The following is a 19,074-nucleotide window of genomic DNA, read 5'->3' as shown; positions in this document are numbered from 1 at the left end:
CTAATGGCCCAGTCCTACAGTGCTCGCAGTCGTGCGATCGAACCTTTCCATGTCATGGCGCTGCTGGCGCGGGCCAATGAATTGCAGGCCGCTGGCCACGACGTGATCCACCTGGAAATCGGCGAGCCGGACTTCACCACCGCCGAGCCGATCATCCAGGCCGGCCAGGCCGCTTTGACGGCGGGGAAGACCCGTTACACCGCCGCGCGGGGCATTCCCGAGTTGCGCGAGGCGATTTCCAGGTTCTATCAGCAACGGTACGGGTTGAACATTGACCCCCAGCGAATCCTCATCACCCCCGGCGGTTCGGGCGCCTTGTTGCTGGCCAGCGCCTTGTTGGTGGACCCGGGCAAACACTGGCTGTTGGCGGATCCGGGCTATCCGTGCAACCGACACTTTCTGCGCCTGGTGGAAGGCGCGGCGCAACTGGTTCCTGTCGGTCCGGACGTGCGTTATCAACTGACCCCTGATCTGGTCGCCCGGCATTGGGACCACGACAGCGTCGGTGCATTGGTGGCGTCCCCGGCCAATCCGACCGGGACGATCCTGACCCGCGACGAACTGGCGGGGCTGTCTGCGGCTATCAAGATTCGTCACGGCCATCTGGTGGTGGACGAGATCTATCACGGCCTGACCTACGGCACCGATGCCGCCAGCGTGCTGGAAGTCGATGACAGTGCGTTCGTGCTGAATAGCTTTTCCAAGTATTTCGGCATGACCGGTTGGCGTCTCGGCTGGCTGGTGGCGCCGGAAGCGGCCGTCGGCGAGCTGGAAAAACTTGCGCAAAACCTCTACATCAGCGCGCCGAGTATGGCTCAGCACGCTGCTCTGGCCTGCTTTGAGCCAGCGACCATCAGCATTCTCGAGGAGCGCCGTGCCGAATTTGGTCGTCGTCGCGATTTCCTCCTGCCGGCCCTGCGCGAGTTGGGTTTCGGGATTGCCGTGGAACCGGAAGGCGCATTCTATTTGTACGCCGATATCAGCAAGTTCGGCGGAGATGCCTTCGCGTTCTGCCGGCATTTCCTCGAAACCGAACACGTGGCCATTACCCCTGGGCTGGATTTCGGGCGCTATCAGGCCGGGCACCACGTCCGTTTTGCCTACACCCAAAGCCTGCCGCGCTTGCAGGAAGCGGTCGAGCGCATTGCTCGCGGACTGAAGAGCTGGCAAGGCTGATGCGTTTTCATCCTCCCCTCGAAGAAGGTCGCCTGATCCGTCGTTACAAGCGTTTTCTTGCCGATATCGAAACCGTTAGCGGCGAGTTGCTGACCATTCATTGTCCCAACACCGGCTCGATGCTTAATTGCCAGGTCGAAGGTGGGCAAGTCTGGTTCAGTCGCTCAAACGACCCCAAGCGCAAGTTGCCCGGCACTTGGGAGGTCGGCGAAACCCCGCAAGGGCGCTTGTTTTGCGTGAACACCGCCCGCGCCAACGGGTTGATTGAAGAGGCGCTGCGTGCCGGTGTCATCAGCGAACTGAACGGTTTTACTGAACTGAAGCGCGAAGTTGCCTACGGGCAGGAAAGTAGCCGCATAGACTTTCGCCTGGAATACCCCAGCGGCCCGGCTTATATAGAGGTCAAAAGCGTCACCCTGGGCTTCGACGGGTCGTCGGTGGCCGCGTTTCCCGATGCAGTGACTCAGCGCGGGGCCAAGCATTTGCGCGAGTTGGCGCACCTGGCCCGGGACGGGATTCGTGCGGTGCAGTTGTATTGCGTCAACCTGACCGGCATCGATGCTGTGCGTCCTGCAGAAGAAATCGATTCGGCCTACGCGGCAGCCTTGCGTGAGGCGGTGGCGTGCGGGGTCGAGGTGCTGGCTTATGGCGTGCGTTTGAGCCATGAAGAGATGGTCGTCGACCGACGTCTGGACGTGTTGCTCAACGGTTAAAGGCTGACCCAGAGGCCTTGCGCATCTTCGCGGCAGGGCACGGCGGTCAGGGATTGACCGGCGCAGGGGCCCGAAACGCACTCGCCGTCTTCGATCAGAAACAGTGCGCCGTGGGTGGCGCACTGGATCAGGCTGTTGCTGGGGTCGAGAAAGCTGTCCGGTGTCCATTCCAGGCCGACGCCACGGTGCGGGCAGCGATTGATGTAGACGTAGACCTGGCCGCCCCGGCGTACGGCGAAGAGCTTCTGCCCGTCGATGTCGAAACCGCGACTGCTGGCGTCAGCCAATTCGGCACCTGTACAAAGAAACTTCATGTCTATCCTCTAGTCCTGCGTCTCGTGACCAGATATGTCCGAGCTTGACGTTCAAATGCAAACAATTATCAAATGGCCGCCTTGCCCGTCGGGTGCAGGTGCCAGGCGCCGAGGATACTTGGCCTGTCATCTCGATGCCTGGGAAAACTATTAAGGAAGCTGTTTATGCGCCTGAGTACCCGCGTTGCTGCGCTCTGTGTCGGACTCCTCGTCAGTCACCACGCTGCAGCGGCCGAGTTGCTGCAACGTTGGGTCAGTGCCGGTGGCGCGTTGTCCGAGTGGGTGAGCGCACTGGGCGGCGAATCGAAACTGGTCGGCGTCGACACTACCAGTCAGCACCCTGAAAGCCTCAAGGCGCTGCCCAGCATTGGCTATCAGCGGCAATTGTCGGCGGAAGGCATCTTGAGCTTACGCCCGCAGATCCTGATCGGCACCGAAGAAATGGGCCCGCCGCCCGTGCTCTCGCAGATTCGTAACGCGGGGGTGCAGGTCGAGCTGTTCTCGGCACAGCCGGATCTGCCGACGTTGCAGGGCAACTTGCAGCATCTGGGCAAGCTGCTGGGCGCTGAAGAGCAAGCTGTTCAGGCATACCAGCGTTACCAGGAGCAACTCGAGCAGCAAAAAGTCCGCGTGACCAAGGCGCAGCTGACGCAACCATCGCCGGGTGTGCTGTTGCTGCTCGGGCACGCGGGTGGCAAGCCGCTCATTGCTGGCAAGGACACCGCCGCCGATTGGATGCTGCGCCAGGCCGGCGGCCACAACCTGGCTACGCATACCGGCTACAAACCGTTTTCTGTCGAGTCGCTGATCAGTCTCGATCCCGAGGTGCTGGTGTTTGCCGACCGGGCGCTGACGGGAGAGGCGGCGCGCGCCGCGTTGTTCAAGGAAAACCCGATGCTGTCCTCGACGCGTGCGGCGAAGGATGGACGGGTGATGGAGCTGGATCCGACGTTGTTGGTGGGCGGGCTCGGTCCTAGGTTGCCGGACAGCCTGAAAAAGCTGTCTGACGGATTCTTTCCTGGCACAGCCGGCCAATGACCGTCCTGGTTAAGCCTCGTACGTTGTTCATTGGCCTGAGCCTTCTGTGTGTGCTGGCGATATGGCTGTCGCTGGCGCTGGGGCCGGTCAGTTTGCCGTTGCTCGACACCTTGCACGCCGCATTGCGCCTGGCCGGGTTGCCGATTGCGCCGCACGGGCTGGAGCAAGCCGAATTGATCGTCGGGCAAATTCGCCTGCCGCGCACCTTGCTGGGTTTGGCGGTGGGTGGCGTGCTGGCGCTGTCCGGTGTGGCGATGCAGGGCCTGTTTCGTAACCCGCTGGCCGACCCGGGGTTGGTAGGGGTGTCCAGCGGTGCGGCATTGGGTGCCGCCATCGCGATTGTTGGCGGCTCGGCGTTTGGCGGTTTGCCAGAATCCTTTGGGCCTTATCTGTTATCGGTGTGCGCGTTTCTGGGTGGGCTCGGCGTCACGGCGCTGGTGTATCGACTGGGTCGACGCAACGGTCAGACCAACGTCGCGACGATGCTGTTGGCCGGTATCGCATTGACCGCGCTGGCAGGCTCGGCGGTGGGGTTGTTCACTTATCTGGCTGACGACGCGACCCTGCGGACGCTGACGTTCTGGAATCTGGGCAGCCTCAATGGCGCGAGTTACGCGCGGCTGTGGCCGTTGCTGCTGGTCAGCGCGGGTGTGGCGCTCTGGTTGCCGCGTCGGGCCAAGGCCCTGAATGCGTTGTTGCTGGGGGAATCGGAGGCGGGTCATCTGGGCATCGACGTCGAAGGGCTCAAGCGCGAATTGGTGTTCTGTACGGCGCTGGGGGTTGGCGCGGCGGTGGCGGCGGCGGGGATGATCGGATTTGTCGGTCTGGTGGTGCCGCACCTCGTGCGCTTGCTCGCGGGTCCTGATCACCGAGTGTTATTGCCCGCTTCGGTACTCGCCGGTGCCAGTCTTCTGTTGTTTGCCGATCTGGTGGCGCGACTGGCCCTGGCACCGGCCGAACTGCCGATCGGCATTGTTACAGCCTTTATCGGTGCGCCGTTTTTTCTGTTCTTGTTGCTCCGGAGGCGCGCCTGATGTTGCGCACGCAGAACCTGCATATCCGTCGAGGCACCAAGACTGTGCTGTCGGACATCACGCTTGAGCTCCGACCGGGCGAAGTGCTGGGCGTGCTAGGCCCCAATGGCGCCGGCAAAAGTACCTTGCTCGGTGCCTTGTGCGGCGAATTGCACGGTGACCATGGAAGCGTCTGGCTCGATGATCGCGAATTGCGTCACTGGCCCGCACCGCTGCGCGCGCAGCGACTGGCGGTGCTACCGCAGGTGTCGACCCTGGACTTTGCCTTTCGCGTCGAAGAAGTGGTGGGGATGGGGCGTTTGCCCCATCAAAGCGGGAGAGTGCGCGATGACGAGATTGTCGCCGCCGCGTTGCACGCCGCCGATGCCGGCCACCTGAGTGGTCGCAGCTATCTGGCCTTGTCCGGTGGCGAGCGTCAGCGGGTACATCTGGCCCGGGTGCTGGCGCAGCTCTGGCCGGGTGAGGCGGGGCAGACGCTATTGCTCGATGAGCCGACGTCGATGCTCGACCCGCTGCATCAGCACACCACCCTGCAAGCGGTGCGCGAGTTTGCCGATCGCGGCGCTGCTGTATTGGTCATCCTGCATGATCTGAATCTGGCGGCGCGTTATTGTGATCGTCTGTTGCTTCTTGAGGGCGGGCGTCCGGTGGCATTGGACACACCGCAGCAGGTCCTGAAACCCGAGCCGCTCAAAGCGGTGTTCGGGCTGGAAGTGTTAGTCCAGCAACACCCGGAGCGTGGGCATCCGCTGATCATCGCCCGCTGAGACTGTCATCGAGGTGAACATGCGTGGGATTTTGCTGCTGGCCGTACTGCTCTTGAGTGCCTGCCAGCATGTTTCGGTGCCGCCCCCGGTCAACGGTGAAATCCGCGACCTGCAAGACGGTCAGGTCCTGACGGCGCAGGAGCTGCTTGAGCGACTGGCCAAGCCTTCTCGGCTCATTGTTGGCGAGCAGCATGACAATCGCGATCACCATCAGCTGGAACTGTGGTTGTTGCAGTCATTGGGTGAGCAACGGCCACAAGGCAGTTTGCTCCTGGAAATGCTCACGCCGGATCAACAGCCACGGGTTGATGATGTTCGCCATGCGCCGACCCCTCCGTCCAACTTGCCGACGGCTTTGGCTTGGCAGGAAGGGTGGGACTGGGCGCTTTACGGGCCGATCGTGCGTTTTGCGCTGACTCAGCCCTATCCGCTGCTGGCGGCCAATCTGGACAACCTCGATGTTCGTGCGGTCTACGCCAAACCGCCGGCATTGAGCGGCTCGCGCTCCAATGCGGCTTCGGTCAAGGATGAGTTGCTGGCAGAGATCAACGACTCCCATTGCGGCTTGCTGCCCACTTCACAAATGCCCGCCATGCTGGCAGTCCAGCAGCAACGAGACCGGCGAATGGCCGAGCTTTTGCTGGCGGCTCCGACGCCTTCATTGCTGTTTGCCGGTGCCTACCACGCGCGCAAGGACGTTGGTGTGCCAATCCATGTGCTGGATTTGGGGCAGGCGCAAGCGCCGACGGTGTTGCTGCTGGCAGAGCAGGGGGCCGAGGTGACAGCGGCAATGGCCGATTACGTCTGGTACACGCCGGCTTCACCGCCTCAGGATTACTGCGAACAGATGCGTAAGCAATTCGGCAAGTAACGACTGGCGCTTTCATAGGCAAAAACTCACAGGCAAAAAAAGACCCGGCAAGAGCCGGGTCAAATAACCGTGATTAGCCTGATGAGGAGATATCTGAGAGTCCGAACCAAGGGCTTTTCAAATATCGACCAGTCTCGCGACCAGTTGGTGGTAATCATAGCGATTCTCATTACCATGTCAACCGCTGTTTTTCAGTTTCTTTGAGATGCCTCGTCAATTCGGTTCAAAGCCAATGCCTTCAAGCCTTGTGGCGCGAGGAAATCGCCTCCAGCTGTTTGTTCAAGGCTTCTTTGCGCTCGGCCGGAATGTCGTTCCAGTGCACATCCATCAGTGCACCTTCGATCGCATACAACAACACCTTTGACGCCCGAAACCCGCGCGTACGCACGGCCCGATAAGCATCCACCGCCCCGAGGCGACGCAAATCCGAGGCGCTGTGGATGCCCACGGCATGCAGCCACTGCGCCGACGTCTTGCCAAGATTCTTCAGGTGTTGCAGTTCATCATTCATCAAGCCTCCTTGCGACGGCCGAACGGTGCGTGGGCGAGCTTCTCAGGAGTGTAGCCATCAGTAGGAAAAGCGTGATTGTTTGGTCGGTTTCGACGCAAAAGCTTCTAAGAGGACGAGGCAACGACAGGTCGGGAGGGGGCGCCAGAAGCAGTTTTCGGGCGATCACACGGCATCCAGCGCAAAGCGGGGGCGCTGGACGTGTCAGGGTGAAGCGTCGTTTTTAGCGAGTGCGGTAACGCAGGCGCGTGCCGAAGTTCATCGACATCAGGATCTCGTCCGCGCTCAGCTCTGCCGGGAAGTAGGCGCCGGAGATCTGTGCGTGAGCCAGGCTGGCGCCTTCCAGCGATGCGCTGCGGAAATCGATGCCGCGCAAATCGGCGGAGCGGAAATAAGCATCGGTGAAGTCGACGCCATCGGCATTCAGTTCACGCAAGTCCAAGCCCCGGAAATCACCACCAACCATATCGATAGGTCCGTCTTTGGGCCGCTCATTGTTGAATCCTGCGATGTCGTCTTTGTGCAGCAAGGCATACAGCTGGGTGTCGAGAAGTTTGGGCTGGCTCATGTCACATCACCTGATGGTTTTATGACGCCAGTATAGTGCCACTATTTGACAGCCGTGAAGCCAGGGAAGGCTTCACGGCTGAAATAGTTTTTACAGGCCTGGCATGCGTTGGCGGATTTGCGCAACGACGGTGTCGAGGGTCCCGCTTTCGTTGGTCTGGACGCGTTTGCTGCACAGAATCTCGGCTGGCGTCAGCGCTTCACGATTGGCTTGCTGGGCTTCGATAACGGCCAGGTTGGCGTCGGACGGATCCTTTTTGTCTGCCTGACGCAGGGCCAGCCAGCTCTCGACAACGGCTTGCGGCGCATGGCAATCGAGGATCAGGAACGGCGCACCGGTGGCCTCGGCGATTTTCGCCGCGCCGTCGCGCTGGTCGCGCTTGAGGTAAGTGGCGTCGATCACCACCGGGAAACCGGCGCGCAGGATGATCCCGGCGATTTCATGCAGGCGGCTGTAGGTGGCGGCAGTGGCGTCCGCGTTATAAATGCCGGCCTGCGGATCATTCGCGACGGTTTGTTCACCGAACAGACGTTTGCGTTCGACATCCGAGCGCAGGCGAATGGCGCCCAGTGCTTCGACCAGACGCATGGCCACGTGGCTTTTACCAACAGCGGACACGCCGTGGGTGATCGCCATGAAGCGCGAAGGAATGGTGCTGTAGCTTTCCGCCAGGTTGGCGTAGTTGCGGTACTGGCGCAGGGTCGTGGCGCGCTGCACCGGATCGGCTTCGGCGGGCATGCTGAACAGGCTGACCTTGGCGCGAACCAGTGCGCGGTAGGCTTTGTAGAAGTTCAGCAGTTCAAGGCCTTGATAGTCGCCGGTCAGCTCCAGGTATTGGCTGACGAAGCGGCGCGCGAGGCATTTCAAACCGCGGTCTTCCAGGTCCATCGCCAGGAAACCGGTATCGGCATAGACGTCGGTGAAACGGAACGGTTCGTTGAATTCGATGCAGTCGAAGATCACGACCTTGCCATCGATCACGGTAGCGTTACCCAAGTGGATATCACCGTGGCATTCACGAATGAAGCCTTCGGCCTTGCGCTGGGCGAACAGTGGCTTGAGGCGTTCGAAGCTGCTTTCGGCCCAGGCTTGCAGGGCGTCGAGTTGCACAAGATCGGCCTTGTCACTGAGGAACGGGCGGATCTGCTCAAAGTTCTGGCGTACCGGCGCCATCACGCTGTCCGGGGTGCCGGCTTCGTGTTCGGCTGGCACTTTCGGTGCGGTGAGATGGAATTGAGCGATCTGCGCGGCCATCTCGTCAATGTGCGCGGTAGTCAGTTCGCCATTGGCCTGCAAGGTGCTGAGCAATTGGCTTTGTGGGAATTGACGCATTTTCAGGGCGAAATCGACGACCGGGCCATCGCCACCGAATTGAGGGGCTTCGGCGCTGCCGGTGATTGGCAACACTTCCAGATACAAATCGTTGGTCAGGCGCTGGTTCAAGCGCAGTTCTTCGCCGCAGAAGTGCTCGCGGGCGTCGAGGCTGGTGAAGTCGAGGAAGCCGAAATTCACCGGCTTCTTCACTTTATAAGCAAAGGGGCCTGTGAGGATGACCCAGGAAATATGGGTTTCGATGACCTGGAACCCGTCTACCGGATGCGGGTAGAGGGCCGGGTTTTGCAGAGCGGCGATCAGGGACTGGCTCACAGGCGATCCTTCAAAGACTGGGAAAAATTCAAGGCCGCCATTATGGCCGCAAGTCCGCCTGACGCAAACCTCGGAGGGCGCCTGTTGAGTATGAATAAAGTGCGTATAATCCGCCGCCATGACTCGTACTCGATCCCCCCGCACTCCAAAAAAACCACCTTCCAGGGGCTTGCACCCTTGGCTGGGCTGGGCCCTTAAACTCAGTCTGGTCGGCCTCGTGGTGCTCGCCGGATTCGCGGTTTACCTCGACGCTATCGTCCAGGAAAAATTCTCCGGCAAGCGCTGGACGATCCCGGCCAAGGTGTATGCGCGCCCGCTGGAGCTGTTTACCGGCCAGAAGCTGAGCAAGGATGACTTCCTCACCGAGCTCGACGCCTTGGGCTACCGACGCGAAAGCGTAAGTAACGGCCCCGGCGCTGCGTCGGTCAACGGTAATACCGTTGATTTGAATACCCGTGGCTTCCAGTTTTATGAAGGCCTGGAAAAGCCCCAGCCTGTACGCGTGCGATTCTCCGGCGACTATGTCGCCGAGCTTTCGGCGACCAACGGTTCGAAGCTGTCGGTGGTACGCCTTGAGCCGCTGCTGATCGGCGGGATTTACCCGAAAAACCTCGAAGACCGCATTCTGATCAAAATCGATCAGGTGCCGCCGTATCTGCTGGAGACCCTGGTCGCTGTGGAAGACCGGGATTTCTATAGCCACTGGGGTGTGTCGCCGAAGTCGATTGCCCGTGCGGTCTACGTCAACACCTCTGGCGGCAAGATGACCCAGGGCGGCAGTACGCTGACGCAACAGTTGGTCAAGAACTTCTACCTGACCAGCGAACGCAGCCTGACCCGCAAACTCACCGAAGCCATGATGGCGATGTTGCTTGAGCTGCATTACGACAAACGGGAAATTCTTGAGGCTTACCTCAACGAAGTGTTCGTCGGTCAGGACGGCCAGCGCGCGGTGCACGGTTTCGGTCTGGCCAGCCAGTTCTTCTTCGCGCAGCCATTGTCCGAACTGAAATTGCATCAGGTTGCCTTGCTGGTGGGGATGGTCAAAGGGCCGTCCTACTACAACCCGCGCCGCAATCCCGAGCGGGCGCTTGAACGACGCAACCTGGTGCTCGATGTCCTTGAGCAGCAGGGCGTCGCCACCGCCGAGCAAGTTGCCGCGGCGAAGAAAATGCCACTGGGTGTGACGACACGCGGGAAATTGGCCGACAGCTCGTTCCCGGGTTTCCTCGATCTGGTTAAGCGCCAGTTGCGCGAAGACTACCGTGACGAAGACTTGACCGAAGAAGGCCTGCGGATCTTCACCAGCTTCGACCCGATTTTGCAGATGAAAGCCGAAGCTTCCGTCAACGACACCTTCAAGCGCCTGTCAGGTCGCAAGGGTTCCGACGACGTTGAAGCGGCCATGGTCGTGACCAACCCGGAAACCGGTGAGGTCCAGGCCATGATCGGCAGTCGTCAGGCGAGTTTTGCCGGCTTCAACCGTGCGCTGGATGCAGTGCGACCTGTGGGCTCGTTGATCAAGCCGGCGGTTTATCTGACGGCCCTTGAGAAACCGACCCAGTACACCTTGACCAGTTGGCTGTCGGACGAATCCTTCTCGGTCAAAGGCGCGGACGGTCAGGTCTGGAAACCACAGAACTACGATCGTCGTTCCCACGGGACGGTGTTCCTGTATCAAGGCCTGGCGCATTCCTACAACCTGTCGACCGCGCGTCTTGGTCTGGCAGTGGGTGTACCGAATGTCCTCAAGACCCTCGCTCGCCTGGGCGTGACGCGCGAATTCCCGGCATTCCCGTCGATGTTGCTGGGCGCAGGCGGCATGACGCCGATTGAAGTGGCGACCATGTACCAGACGCTGGCCAACGGTGGTTTCAACACGCCGATGCGCGGGATTCGTAGCGTTTTGACCGCCGAGGGCGAACCGCTCAAGCGTTATCCGTTCCAGATCGAGCAGCGTTTTGATCCTGCCTCGATTTACCTGATCCAGAGCGCCATGCAACGGGTCATGCGTGAAGGTACCGGCAGCTCGGTTTACAACGTGTTGCCGAAAACCCTGACCCTGGCCGGCAAGACCGGTACCAGTAACGATTCCCGAGACAGCTGGTTCGCCGGTTTCAGTCAGGACTTGCTGGCGGTGGTGTGGCTGGGTCGCGATGACAACGGCAAGACGCCGTTCACCGGCGCTACCGGTGCGTTGCAGGTCTGGACCAGCTTCATGCGCAAAGCCGATCCGCTGCCGCTGGACATGCCGCAGCCGGATAATGTTGTTCAGGCCTGGGTCGATTCGCGTACCGGACAAGGCTCCGACGCCAACTGCCCAGGCGCCGTACAGATGCCGTATATTCGCGGCAGCGAACCACCTCCCGGTGCGGCTTGCGGTGGCGAAAGCCCTGCTTCCGGCGAAACCGTGATGGATTGGGTCAAGGGCTGGATGAATTAAGCAAAGAGGGATTTACGTGAACAAGTGGTTGATTCCAGCGGTTGCCGCCGTGGCGTTGCTCAGCGGTTGCTCCACCGTACAACGCGGTTCGATTCCGGTTGAAGATTCCGGCACGGCTGTGTCCAACAGTGAGCGGATTTCGGCGAATGGCGGTTTCCGCAAGTCGACCGTGAAGCGTCCTGCGCAAGCTCAATCGCAAACCCAGGCGATCCCGCAAGGCGATACCGGTGTGGTGGTGATGGTTCCGGGTGGTGGCGCTGTCGCCTCGGCACCGATCAGCACCTCGCCGATCACACCAGGCCCAATCACACCGGGGCCGATCGATACCTCGCCGGTCCAGTCGGCACCGATCAATCAGGGCAGCTACAGCATGCCGTCGACGCCGAGCGGGATTCCATCGGCCAACGCCGGCGGTCTGTCCGCCGACGAGCAACTGGATGGTCCGGTGCTGGCGCTGTTGACCACGGCTCAACAGCAACAGGCGAGCGGCGACCTCAACGGTGCTTCGTCCAGCCTGGAACGCGCTCAGCGCGTTGCACCGCGTGAGCCGCAAGTGCTTTATCGTCTGGCTCAGGTGCGCATGGCCCAAGGCGATGCGCCGCAGGCTGAACAATTCGCTCGTCGGGGCCTGACGTTCGCCAATGGCCGTCCGGACCTTCAGGCCAGCCTGTGGGAATTGATTGCCCAGGCACGCGAGAAGCAAGGTGATTCTGCCGGCGCAGCATTGGCCCGTCAGAAGGCCAAGGTTTCGCTGTGATGGACGCGCGCTTCCCGAAGATTGCCAAGCAGTTGTTGCTGATTGAACGTGAACTGCGGGTTCAGGGGTGGTGGGATGAAGTCTCGCCCTCCGCTGAAGCGCTTTCCAGCGTCGAGCCGTTTTCGGTCGACACGCTGGATTTCGAGCAGTGGCTGCAATGGATCTTCCTGCCCCGGATGAAGCTGATCCTCGAGCAGGACCTGCCGTTGCCCGCCGTCTCCGGGATTCAGGAGATGGCCGAAATGGTCTTCGCCGCCCGCAATGTCCAGGGCCGGGATCGACAGCTGCAAGTGCTGCTCAAAGAGTTCGACCTGCTGATCACCGCCTCCCGCTGAATCGGAACCTGCCAGTGCCTACTGGCAGTTCTGCGCAATCTGTTTCTGCGTTTCGCTGATGCGTTCCTGACGTTGTTGATCGGTCAGGCGACGCATTTCGCCCTCCACATCCTCCCGAAGTCGCGGATTGTTCTGCAATTGCGCCAGGTTCGTGCGCGCCTGCACGCAAAATGCCTTGAGCTGAGCCTGCTGCTCGGCGACCTGCTTTTTCACCGTGTTGTCGATGTCCTGCTGATTGCCGATGGTTTTACTGCCGGGCAACGGGGCCGGTTGGCTCACAGAAGAGGAGGGCGTCACCACGGTGGTGGCTTGCTGGCCTTGGGGTGGTTGTGCGTCGAAGTGAGTCACGCCCTGGGCATCGACCCATTTGTAGATCTGGGCGGCCGTGCACAAAGGGCTGATCAGCAGGCTGACCATGAAGAAGATCGTTCGCATGCCATTTCCTTGTCATGAGTTGCGCAATCGAAGCTAACACAGTCGCGGTTTGGCGATTTTTTCTTGCTTTCTCATGTGCTTACTTCAATAAAGCACATAGACGACTTGACTTGCAGGGGACGAAACAGAAGAATCCAAAGTCCGCTGTAGAGGGACTGCCAGAAGCAGACCCACTCAGCAGATCATGAGGCGCACATCCGCGCCGACCTGTTACACCCGCAACGCGTTACCTCGCGCTGGGTGGGAAAGGCCCGCAACACTTGGGACGATCCCAATACTTGCTCAGTCAGTGCTGACGTAGTCGGCGACCACCGTCGCTCATGCTCTGCTGAGAAGTAAACCTATTAAGACCCGTCCCCGTTTATGTGGGCGGTATTCTGGCGTTTTAGAGGTGAACAACGTGGAGCTTTTATCTGGCGGTGAGATGCTCGTCCGCTTCTTGCGTGACGAAGGCGTCAAATATATCTACGGGTACCCGGGTGGTGCTCTTCTTCATGTTTACGATGCCCTGTTCAAAGAACCGGAAGTGACCCACATCCTGGTTCGTCACGAACAAGCGGCTACCCATATGGCTGACGGCTATGCCCGTGCCACCGGTAAAGCCGGTGTGGTACTGGTTACTTCCGGTCCTGGCGCAACAAACGCCATCACCGGTATTGCCACCGCCTACATGGACTCGATTCCGATGGTGGTCATTTCCGGCCAGGTGCCTAGCAGCATGGTCGGCACCGATGCGTTCCAGGAAACCGACATGATCGGTATCTCCCGGCCGATCGTGAAGCACAGCTTCATGATCAAGCACGCGTCGGAAATCCCGGAAGTCATGAAGAAAGCGTTCTACCTGGCGCAATCCGGTCGTCCGGGCCCGGTCGTTGTCGATATCCCGAAAGACATGACCAACCCGGCCGAGAAGTACGAATACATCTTCCCGAAAAAAGCCAAGCTGCGTTCTTACAGCCCGGCCGTTCGCGGTCACTCCGGGCAAATCCGCAAGGCAGCAGAAATGCTCCTGGCGGCCAAGCGTCCGGTGATGTACGCCGGCGGCGGCGTGATTCTGGGTGGTGGCTCCGCGCCGCTGACCGAATTGGCGAAGATGCTCAACCTGCCAGTGACCAATACCCTGATGGGCCTGGGTGCCTACCCTGGCACCGACCGTCAGTTCATCGGCATGCTCGGCATGCACGGCAGCTACACCGCAAACCTGGCGATGCACCACGCCGACGTGATCCTTGCGGTCGGCGCGCGTTTCGATGATCGCGTGATCAACGGCCCGGCGAAGTTCTGCCCGAATGCCAAGATCATTCACATCGACATCGACCCGGCTTCGATCTCCAAGACCATCAAGGCAGACGTCCCAATCGTCGGCCCGGTCGAGAGCGTCCTGACCGAAATGGTCGCGATCCTCAAGGAAATCGGCGAGACCCCGAACAAGGAGTCCGTTGCCAGCTGGTGGAAGCAAGTTGATGAGTGGCGCGGTGATCGTGGCCTGTTCCCTTACGACAAGGGCGACGGCAGCGTCATCAAACCGCAGACGGTGATTGAAACCCTGTGCGAAGTCACCAAGGGCGATGCTTATGTCGCTTCGGACGTGGGCCAGCACCAGATGTTCGCCGCGCAGTACTACAAGTTCAACAAGCCTAATCGCTGGATCAACTCCGGTGGCCTGGGCACCATGGGCTTCGGTTTTCCGGCGGCCATGGGCATCAAGTTGAGCTTCCCGGATGCCGACGTCGTCTGCGTGACGGGCGAGGGCAGCATCCAGATGAACATTCAGGAACTGTCCACCTGTCTGCAATATGGCTTGCCGGTCAAAATCGTCATCCTGAACAACGGTGTTCTGGGTATGGTTCGCCAGTGGCAAGACATGAGTTACGGCAGCCGTCACTCGCACTCGTACATGGAATCGCTGCCTGACTTCGTCAAGCTGGCTGAAGCCTATGGTCACGTTGGCGTGCGCATCACCGACTCGAAAGACTTGAAGTCGCAGATGGAAGAAGCGTTCGCCATGAAGGATCGTTTGGTGATCATCGATGTTTCGGTCGACACCAGCGAGCACGTCTATCCGATGCAGATCAAAGACGGCTCCATGCGCGATATGTGGCTGAGCAAGACGGAGCGTACTTAATCATGCGACACATTATTTCCTTGCTTCTGGAAAACGAACCGGGCGCTCTGTCTCGTGTAGTCGGCCTGTTCTCGCAGCGCAACTACAACATCGAAAGCCTGACCGTGGCGCCAACCGAGGACCCGACCCTGTCGCGTCTGACGCTGACCACGGTTGGCCATGATGAAGTGATCGAGCAGATCACCAAGAACCTGAACAAGTTGATCGAAGTGGTCAAACTGGTCGACCTGTCGGAGAGTGCTCACATCGAGCGCGAACTGATGCTGGTCAAGGTCAAGGCCACCGGCGCCCAGCGCGCCGAGATCAAACGCACCACCGATATTTACCGTGGGCAGATCGTCGATGTCAGCGCTAGCGTGTATACCGTTCAACTGACCGGTACCAGCGACAAGCTCGACAGCTTCATTCAGTCCATTGGCACTGCGTCGATTCTGGAAACCGTCCGTAGCGGCGTAACCGGTATTGCACGCGGCGACAAAGTACTCAGCATCTAAACCAAATTAGTGAATGGCCTGAACGGCCTGGATATATAGGGGAATTTCATGAAAGTTTATTACGAAAAAGACTGCGACCTGTCCATCATCCAGGGCAAGAAAGTTGCCATCATCGGTTACGGTTCCCAGGGTCACGCTCAAGCGTGCAACCTGAAAGACTCCGGCGTTGACGTTACCGTTGGCCTGCGTAAAGGTTCGGCTACCGTTGCCAAAGCCGAAGCTCACGGCCTGAAAGTGACCGACGTTGCTTCCGCTGTTGCAGCTGCCGACCTGGTCATGATCCTGACCCCGGACGAGTTCCAGTCTGCCCTGTACAAGAACGAAATCGAGCCGAACATCAAGAAAGGCGCCACCCTGGCCTTCTCCCACGGCTTCGCGATCCACTACAACCAGGTTGTTCCGCGCGCTGACCTCGACGTGATCATGATCGCGCCGAAAGCACCGGGCCACACCGTGCGTTCCGAGTTCGTCAAAGGCGGCGGTATCCCTGACCTGATCGCTATCTACCAGGATGCTTCCGGCAACGCCAAAAACGTTGCACTGTCCTACGCCGCTGGCGTTGGTGGCGGTCGTACCGGCATCATCGAAACCACCTTCAAGGACGAGACCGAAACCGACCTGTTCGGCGAACAAGCCGTTCTGTGCGGCGGTACCGTTGAACTGGTCAAAGCCGGTTTCGAAACCCTGGTTGAAGCTGGCTACGCGCCAGAAATGGCCTACTTCGAGTGCCTGCACGAACTGAAACTGATCGTTGACCTCATGTACGAAGGCGGTATCGCCAACATGAACTACTCGATCTCCAACAACGCTGAGTACGGCGAGTACGTGACCGGTCCGGAAGTGATCAACGCCGAATCCCGTCAGGCCATGCGCAACGCCCTGAAACGTATTCAGGACGGCGAATACGCCAAGATGTTCATCAGCGAAGGTGCAACCGGCTATCCTTCGATGACCGCCAAGCGTCGTAACAACGCCGCTCACGGTATCGAGATCATCGGCGAGCAACTGCGCTCCATGATGCCGTGGATCGGTGCCAACAAGATCGTCGACAAAGCCAAAAACTAAGTCACGTCCTTGTACGGAAAACGCGGCCTAGGCCGCGTTTTTTCGTTTGGAACGCCGCTTCTGGTATAAAGCTGCATCGTTTGTGGCCGAACCGTCGTCCCAGACACCTGTCGAAAACTTTCCATCCTGTTGCAAGGTAATGTCCATGAGCGAACGCCCCGAAGAGCCAAACCAGGCTTCTGACGCCGAAAGCCTGCTGCCCATCGATGAACACATCGAGGAAGGGCATGACGCCGAAGGCCGCAAAGTCCGGCATCGTGGTATCTATCTTCTGCCGAATCTGTTCACCACTGCGAACCTGTTCGCAGGGTTTTATTCCATCATCAACTCGATGAGTGCCCAGGCGGCCTTGAGTGCTGGTGATTCGGTCAATGCGAGCAAGTACTTTGCTTTCGCCGCGATCGCGATCTTCGTAGCAATGGTGCTCGACGGTCTCGATGGCCGCGTGGCGCGCATGACCAATACCCAAAGCGCTTTTGGTGCCGAGTACGACTCGTTGTCGGACATGGTCGCCTTTGGTGTCGCGCCGGCATTGTTGGCGTTTGGCTGGGCCTTGGGTGATATGGGCAAGGTCGGCTGGATGGTCGCCTTCATCTATGTGGCTGGCGCTGCGCTGCGTCTGGCGCGCTTCAACACTCAGGTTGGCACCGCAGACAAACGCTACTTCATCGGCCTGGCCAGTCCGGCAGCGGCGGGTGTGGTCGCGGGGATCGTCTGGGCGTTCAGCGACTACGGAATCCAGGGATCGAAGATGTCTTTCCTGGTCGCACTGATGGTGGCGGCGGCCGGCATGCTGATGGTCAGCAACATCAAGTACAACAGCTTCAAGGAGCTGGACTTGAAAGGGCGCGTACCTTTCGTGGCGATTCTTGCGGTGGTGCTGGTGTTTGCCGTGGTCTTCAGTGATCCGCCACGCATTCTGCTGCTGGTTTTCCTCGCCTATGCGGCCTCCGGCCCGGTGCAATACCTGTTGCGTCTTCGTCGGCACAAAAACGCCGAGTGATGTAATTTCCCTCATACTCCGCAGTCTATTGGTGCAACTGTTCTCCAATGCTGCGGAGTTGCCATGCTGATCAAAGTCCCCAAAGCGTCTGACTGCCATGAGTCGGACATCACGCCTGAATCCTTCTATCTATCCCGTCGTAGTGTTCTCGGCGCTGCCGTTGCTGGTTTGGCTGTCAGTAGCCTGCCGCGCTGGGCCAGTGCCGAAGAAGCTGCGCGCTATGCCGATGTCGAGCCTGGCAAGGCGCCTTCCTGGTTTTCCGAAAAGCTTCCTTCTACTAAATGGGGGGCGGTCAACGTCAAGGACGAAGCGATCACGCCGTTCAAGGACGCAACCCACTACAACAACTTCTATGAGTTCGGCACTGATAAAGGCGACCCTGCTGCCAACGCAAGCGCGCTAAAGACCGAACCGTGGAGCGTGGTAGTGGATGGCGAGGTGGGTAAGCCGGGGCGATATGCGCTGGAAGACTTCATGAAGCCTTATCAGCTGGAGGAGCGGATCTATCGTCTCCGCTGTGTTGAGGCCTGGTCGATGGTCATTCCGTGGATCGGCTTTCCTATCTCGGCGTTGCTCAAGGAAGTCGAGCCGACCTCGAAGGCAAAGTACATTCGTTTCGAAACCCTGGAAGATCCCAAGAGTATGCCGGGGCAGCGTTCCGGGTTCGCCTTGATCGACTGGCCATATGTAGAAGGGCTGCGTCTGGATGAAGCGATGAATCCTTTGGCGATTCTTGCGGTGGGCATGTACGGGCGTGAACTGCCTAATCAGAATGGCGCTCCGCTGCGTCTGGTGGTGCCCTGGAAGTACGGCTTCAAGAGCATCAAATCCATTGTGCGCATCAGCCTGGTCAGCGAGCAGCCGAAGACCACCTGGCAGAGCATTGCTGCAGATGAGTATGGTTTTTATGCGAACGTGAATCCTACGGTAGATCACCCGCGCTGGACTCAGGCGCGGGAGCGTCGATTGCCAAGTGGTCTGTTCAAGCCCAATGTGCGGGACACGCAGATGTTCAATGGCTACTCCGATGAAGTTGCCTCTCTCTATACAGGGCTCGATCTGCGGAAGAACTACTGATGCGATTTCCGGTTTGGCGTATTGGCGTCTTCATCGTGATAGCGGTGTGGCCGCTGCTTTGGTTGTATCAGGCCTGGGCAGATGTGTTGGGACCTGATCCGGGCAAGGTGCTGGTCGATCGATTGGGGTTGGGTACTCTTGTTCTACTACTCATCACACTCAGCATGACGCCTTTGCAAAAGCTCACCGGGTGGGCGGGGTGGATTGCTGTGCGCAGGCAGTTGGGGTTGTGGTGCTTCGCGTATGTGGTTCTGCATTTAAGTGGCTATACGGCGTTCATTCTCGGGTTTGACTGGTCGCAGCTGGGAGTTGAGTTGCGCAAGCGGCCGTACATTATTGTCGGCACATTGGGCTTTCTATGTTTGCTGGCGTTGGCGGTGACTTCCAATCGCTACAGTCAGCGGCGTTTGGGGGCGCGCTGGAAGAAGCTGCATCGCCTGGTGTATGTGATTATCGGGCTTGGGTTGCTGCATATGTTGTGGATCGTTCGCGCCGATCTGAAGGAGTGGGCGGTGTATGCCTCTATAGGGGCGTTGCTATTAGTGACGCGTATACCGGCGGTTGCCCGTCGAATCCCGCGTTTAGTGGCTAAAAAGGCACCATCTGTACGAAAGGCGTAATTAAAGGTTGACGGCAGATTCTGGATGTCTATAATTCGCCCCACTTCCGGCGCAGTCGAAACGGAAAACTCCTTGGTAAACAAA

Annotated in this window: 20 protein-coding genes; 15 read left to right on the top strand and 5 right to left on the bottom strand. The window is 59.4% G+C overall.

The annotated features are described in order from the left end of the window. Positions 1-3: 3 nt before the first annotated feature. Both ACWKV5_RS21730 and sfsA read left to right on the top strand, forming a co-directional pair. Positions 4-1,176 carry a pyridoxal phosphate-dependent aminotransferase gene (locus ACWKV5_RS21730; RefSeq protein ID WP_483842937.1) on the top strand — a complete coding sequence of 391 codons (1,173 nt, stop codon included), beginning with the start codon at positions 4-6 and terminating at the stop codon, positions 1,174-1,176. Continuing rightward, positions 1,176-1,889 (top strand): DNA/RNA nuclease SfsA, encoded by a 714-nt coding sequence (gene sfsA, locus ACWKV5_RS21725; protein ID WP_483842936.1) that lies wholly within the window; start codon positions 1,176-1,178, stop codon positions 1,887-1,889. The genes ACWKV5_RS21730 and sfsA overlap by 1 nt, the downstream gene beginning before the upstream one ends. Here sfsA and ACWKV5_RS21720 read toward each other — a convergent pair. Next, entirely contained in the window at positions 1,886-2,203 is a 318-nt protein-coding gene (locus tag ACWKV5_RS21720) for a Rieske (2Fe-2S) protein (RefSeq protein WP_194940741.1), read from the bottom strand. The two genes, sfsA and ACWKV5_RS21720, sit on opposite strands and share 4 nt — an antisense overlap. Positions 2,204-2,368: 165 nt before the next feature. Between ACWKV5_RS21720 and ACWKV5_RS21715 the strand changes: the two genes are divergently transcribed. The 4 genes from ACWKV5_RS21715 to ACWKV5_RS21700 are packed head-to-tail and all read left to right on the top strand — an operon-like array spanning position 2,369 to position 5,913. Next, positions 2,369-3,241 carry a heme/hemin ABC transporter substrate-binding protein gene (locus ACWKV5_RS21715; protein ID WP_483842935.1) on the top strand — a complete coding sequence of 291 codons (873 nt, stop codon included), beginning with the start codon at positions 2,369-2,371 and terminating at the stop codon, positions 3,239-3,241. A 50-nt stretch (positions 3,242-3,291) separates the two neighbouring features. Continuing rightward, complete coding sequence (locus ACWKV5_RS21710; protein WP_483843064.1) at positions 3,292-4,275, top strand: FecCD family ABC transporter permease; 984 nt, start codon at positions 3,292-3,294, stop codon at positions 4,273-4,275. Next, positions 4,275-5,042 carry a heme ABC transporter ATP-binding protein gene (locus tag ACWKV5_RS21705; protein ID WP_483842934.1) on the top strand — a complete coding sequence of 256 codons (768 nt, stop codon included), beginning with the start codon at positions 4,275-4,277 and terminating at the stop codon, positions 5,040-5,042. Before ACWKV5_RS21710 ends, ACWKV5_RS21705 begins: the two co-directional genes overlap by 1 nt. A gap of 19 nt (positions 5,043-5,061) precedes the next feature. Beyond that, a complete protein-coding gene (locus tag ACWKV5_RS21700; protein ID WP_483842933.1) occupies positions 5,062-5,913 on the top strand; it encodes a ChaN family lipoprotein in 852 nt (283 codons plus the stop codon). 238 nt (positions 5,914-6,151) lie between these two features. Here ACWKV5_RS21700 and ACWKV5_RS21695 read toward each other — a convergent pair whose 3' ends face one another. From ACWKV5_RS21695 to ACWKV5_RS21685, 3 genes are all read right to left on the bottom strand, one after another. Further along, a complete protein-coding gene (locus ACWKV5_RS21695; RefSeq protein WP_007948654.1) occupies positions 6,152-6,424 on the bottom strand; it encodes a TfoX/Sxy family protein in 273 nt (90 codons plus the stop codon). Between the two features lie 220 nt (positions 6,425-6,644). Next, entirely contained in the window at positions 6,645-6,989 is a 345-nt protein-coding gene (locus ACWKV5_RS21690) for a pentapeptide repeat-containing protein (protein ID WP_483842932.1), read from the bottom strand. 90 nt (positions 6,990-7,079) lie between these two features. Further along, positions 7,080-8,636 carry a bifunctional aminoglycoside phosphotransferase/ATP-binding protein gene (locus ACWKV5_RS21685; RefSeq protein ID WP_483842931.1) on the bottom strand — a complete coding sequence of 519 codons (1,557 nt, stop codon included), beginning with the start codon at positions 8,634-8,636 and terminating at the stop codon, positions 7,080-7,082. Between the two features lie 118 nt (positions 8,637-8,754). Between ACWKV5_RS21685 and mrcB the strand changes: the two genes are divergently transcribed. Genes mrcB through ACWKV5_RS21670 form a run of 3 tightly spaced genes read left to right on the top strand, consistent with a single transcriptional unit; the run spans position 8,755 to position 12,171 of the window. Next, a complete protein-coding gene (gene mrcB, locus ACWKV5_RS21680) occupies positions 8,755-11,079 on the top strand; it encodes a penicillin-binding protein 1B (protein WP_483842930.1) in 2,325 nt (774 codons plus the stop codon). Positions 11,080-11,095: 16 nt separating this feature from the next. Further along, positions 11,096-11,836, top strand: a complete 741-nt coding sequence (locus tag ACWKV5_RS21675; protein ID WP_483842929.1) for a tetratricopeptide repeat protein — start codon at positions 11,096-11,098, stop codon at positions 11,834-11,836. Further along, complete coding sequence (locus ACWKV5_RS21670; protein WP_483842928.1) at positions 11,836-12,171, top strand: YqcC family protein; 336 nt, start codon at positions 11,836-11,838, stop codon at positions 12,169-12,171. The genes ACWKV5_RS21675 and ACWKV5_RS21670 overlap by 1 nt, the downstream gene beginning before the upstream one ends. A gap of 18 nt (positions 12,172-12,189) precedes the next feature. Here ACWKV5_RS21670 and ACWKV5_RS21665 read toward each other — a convergent pair whose 3' ends face one another. After that, complete coding sequence (locus tag ACWKV5_RS21665) at positions 12,190-12,606, bottom strand: DUF4124 domain-containing protein (protein WP_483842927.1); 417 nt, start codon at positions 12,604-12,606, stop codon at positions 12,190-12,192. 400 nt (positions 12,607-13,006) lie between these two features. Between ACWKV5_RS21665 and ACWKV5_RS21660 the strand changes: the two genes are divergently transcribed. The 6 genes from ACWKV5_RS21660 to msrQ all read left to right on the top strand — a co-directional run bounded on the left by ACWKV5_RS21660 (position 13,007) and on the right by msrQ (position 18,990). Next, positions 13,007-14,731 (top strand): acetolactate synthase 3 large subunit, encoded by a 1,725-nt coding sequence (locus tag ACWKV5_RS21660; RefSeq protein ID WP_483842926.1) that lies wholly within the window; start codon positions 13,007-13,009, stop codon positions 14,729-14,731. A 2-nt stretch (positions 14,732-14,733) separates the two neighbouring features. Then, positions 14,734-15,225 carry an acetolactate synthase small subunit gene (ilvN, locus tag ACWKV5_RS21655; protein WP_003176102.1) on the top strand — a complete coding sequence of 164 codons (492 nt, stop codon included), beginning with the start codon at positions 14,734-14,736 and terminating at the stop codon, positions 15,223-15,225. Positions 15,226-15,273: 48 nt separating this feature from the next. Continuing rightward, positions 15,274-16,290 (top strand): ketol-acid reductoisomerase, encoded by a 1,017-nt coding sequence (gene ilvC / locus ACWKV5_RS21650; RefSeq protein ID WP_007948647.1) that lies wholly within the window; start codon positions 15,274-15,276, stop codon positions 16,288-16,290. Positions 16,291-16,435: 145 nt separating this feature from the next. Beyond that, entirely contained in the window at positions 16,436-17,293 is an 858-nt protein-coding gene (gene pssA / locus ACWKV5_RS21645; protein WP_007948646.1) for a CDP-diacylglycerol--serine O-phosphatidyltransferase, read from the top strand. Between the two features lie 63 nt (positions 17,294-17,356). Beyond that, positions 17,357-18,370, top strand: a complete 1,014-nt coding sequence (msrP, locus tag ACWKV5_RS21640) for a protein-methionine-sulfoxide reductase catalytic subunit MsrP (RefSeq protein ID WP_483842925.1) — start codon at positions 17,357-17,359, stop codon at positions 18,368-18,370. Continuing rightward, a complete protein-coding gene (gene msrQ, locus ACWKV5_RS21635; protein WP_483842924.1) occupies positions 18,370-18,990 on the top strand; it encodes a protein-methionine-sulfoxide reductase heme-binding subunit MsrQ in 621 nt (206 codons plus the stop codon). Before msrP ends, msrQ begins: the two co-directional genes overlap by 1 nt. The last annotated feature ends 84 nt before the right edge of the window (positions 18,991-19,074 follow it).

It is taken from the genome of Pseudomonas oplopanacis, from assembly GCF_057128725.1.
This window is presented reverse-complemented; position numbering and strand designations above follow the sequence as displayed.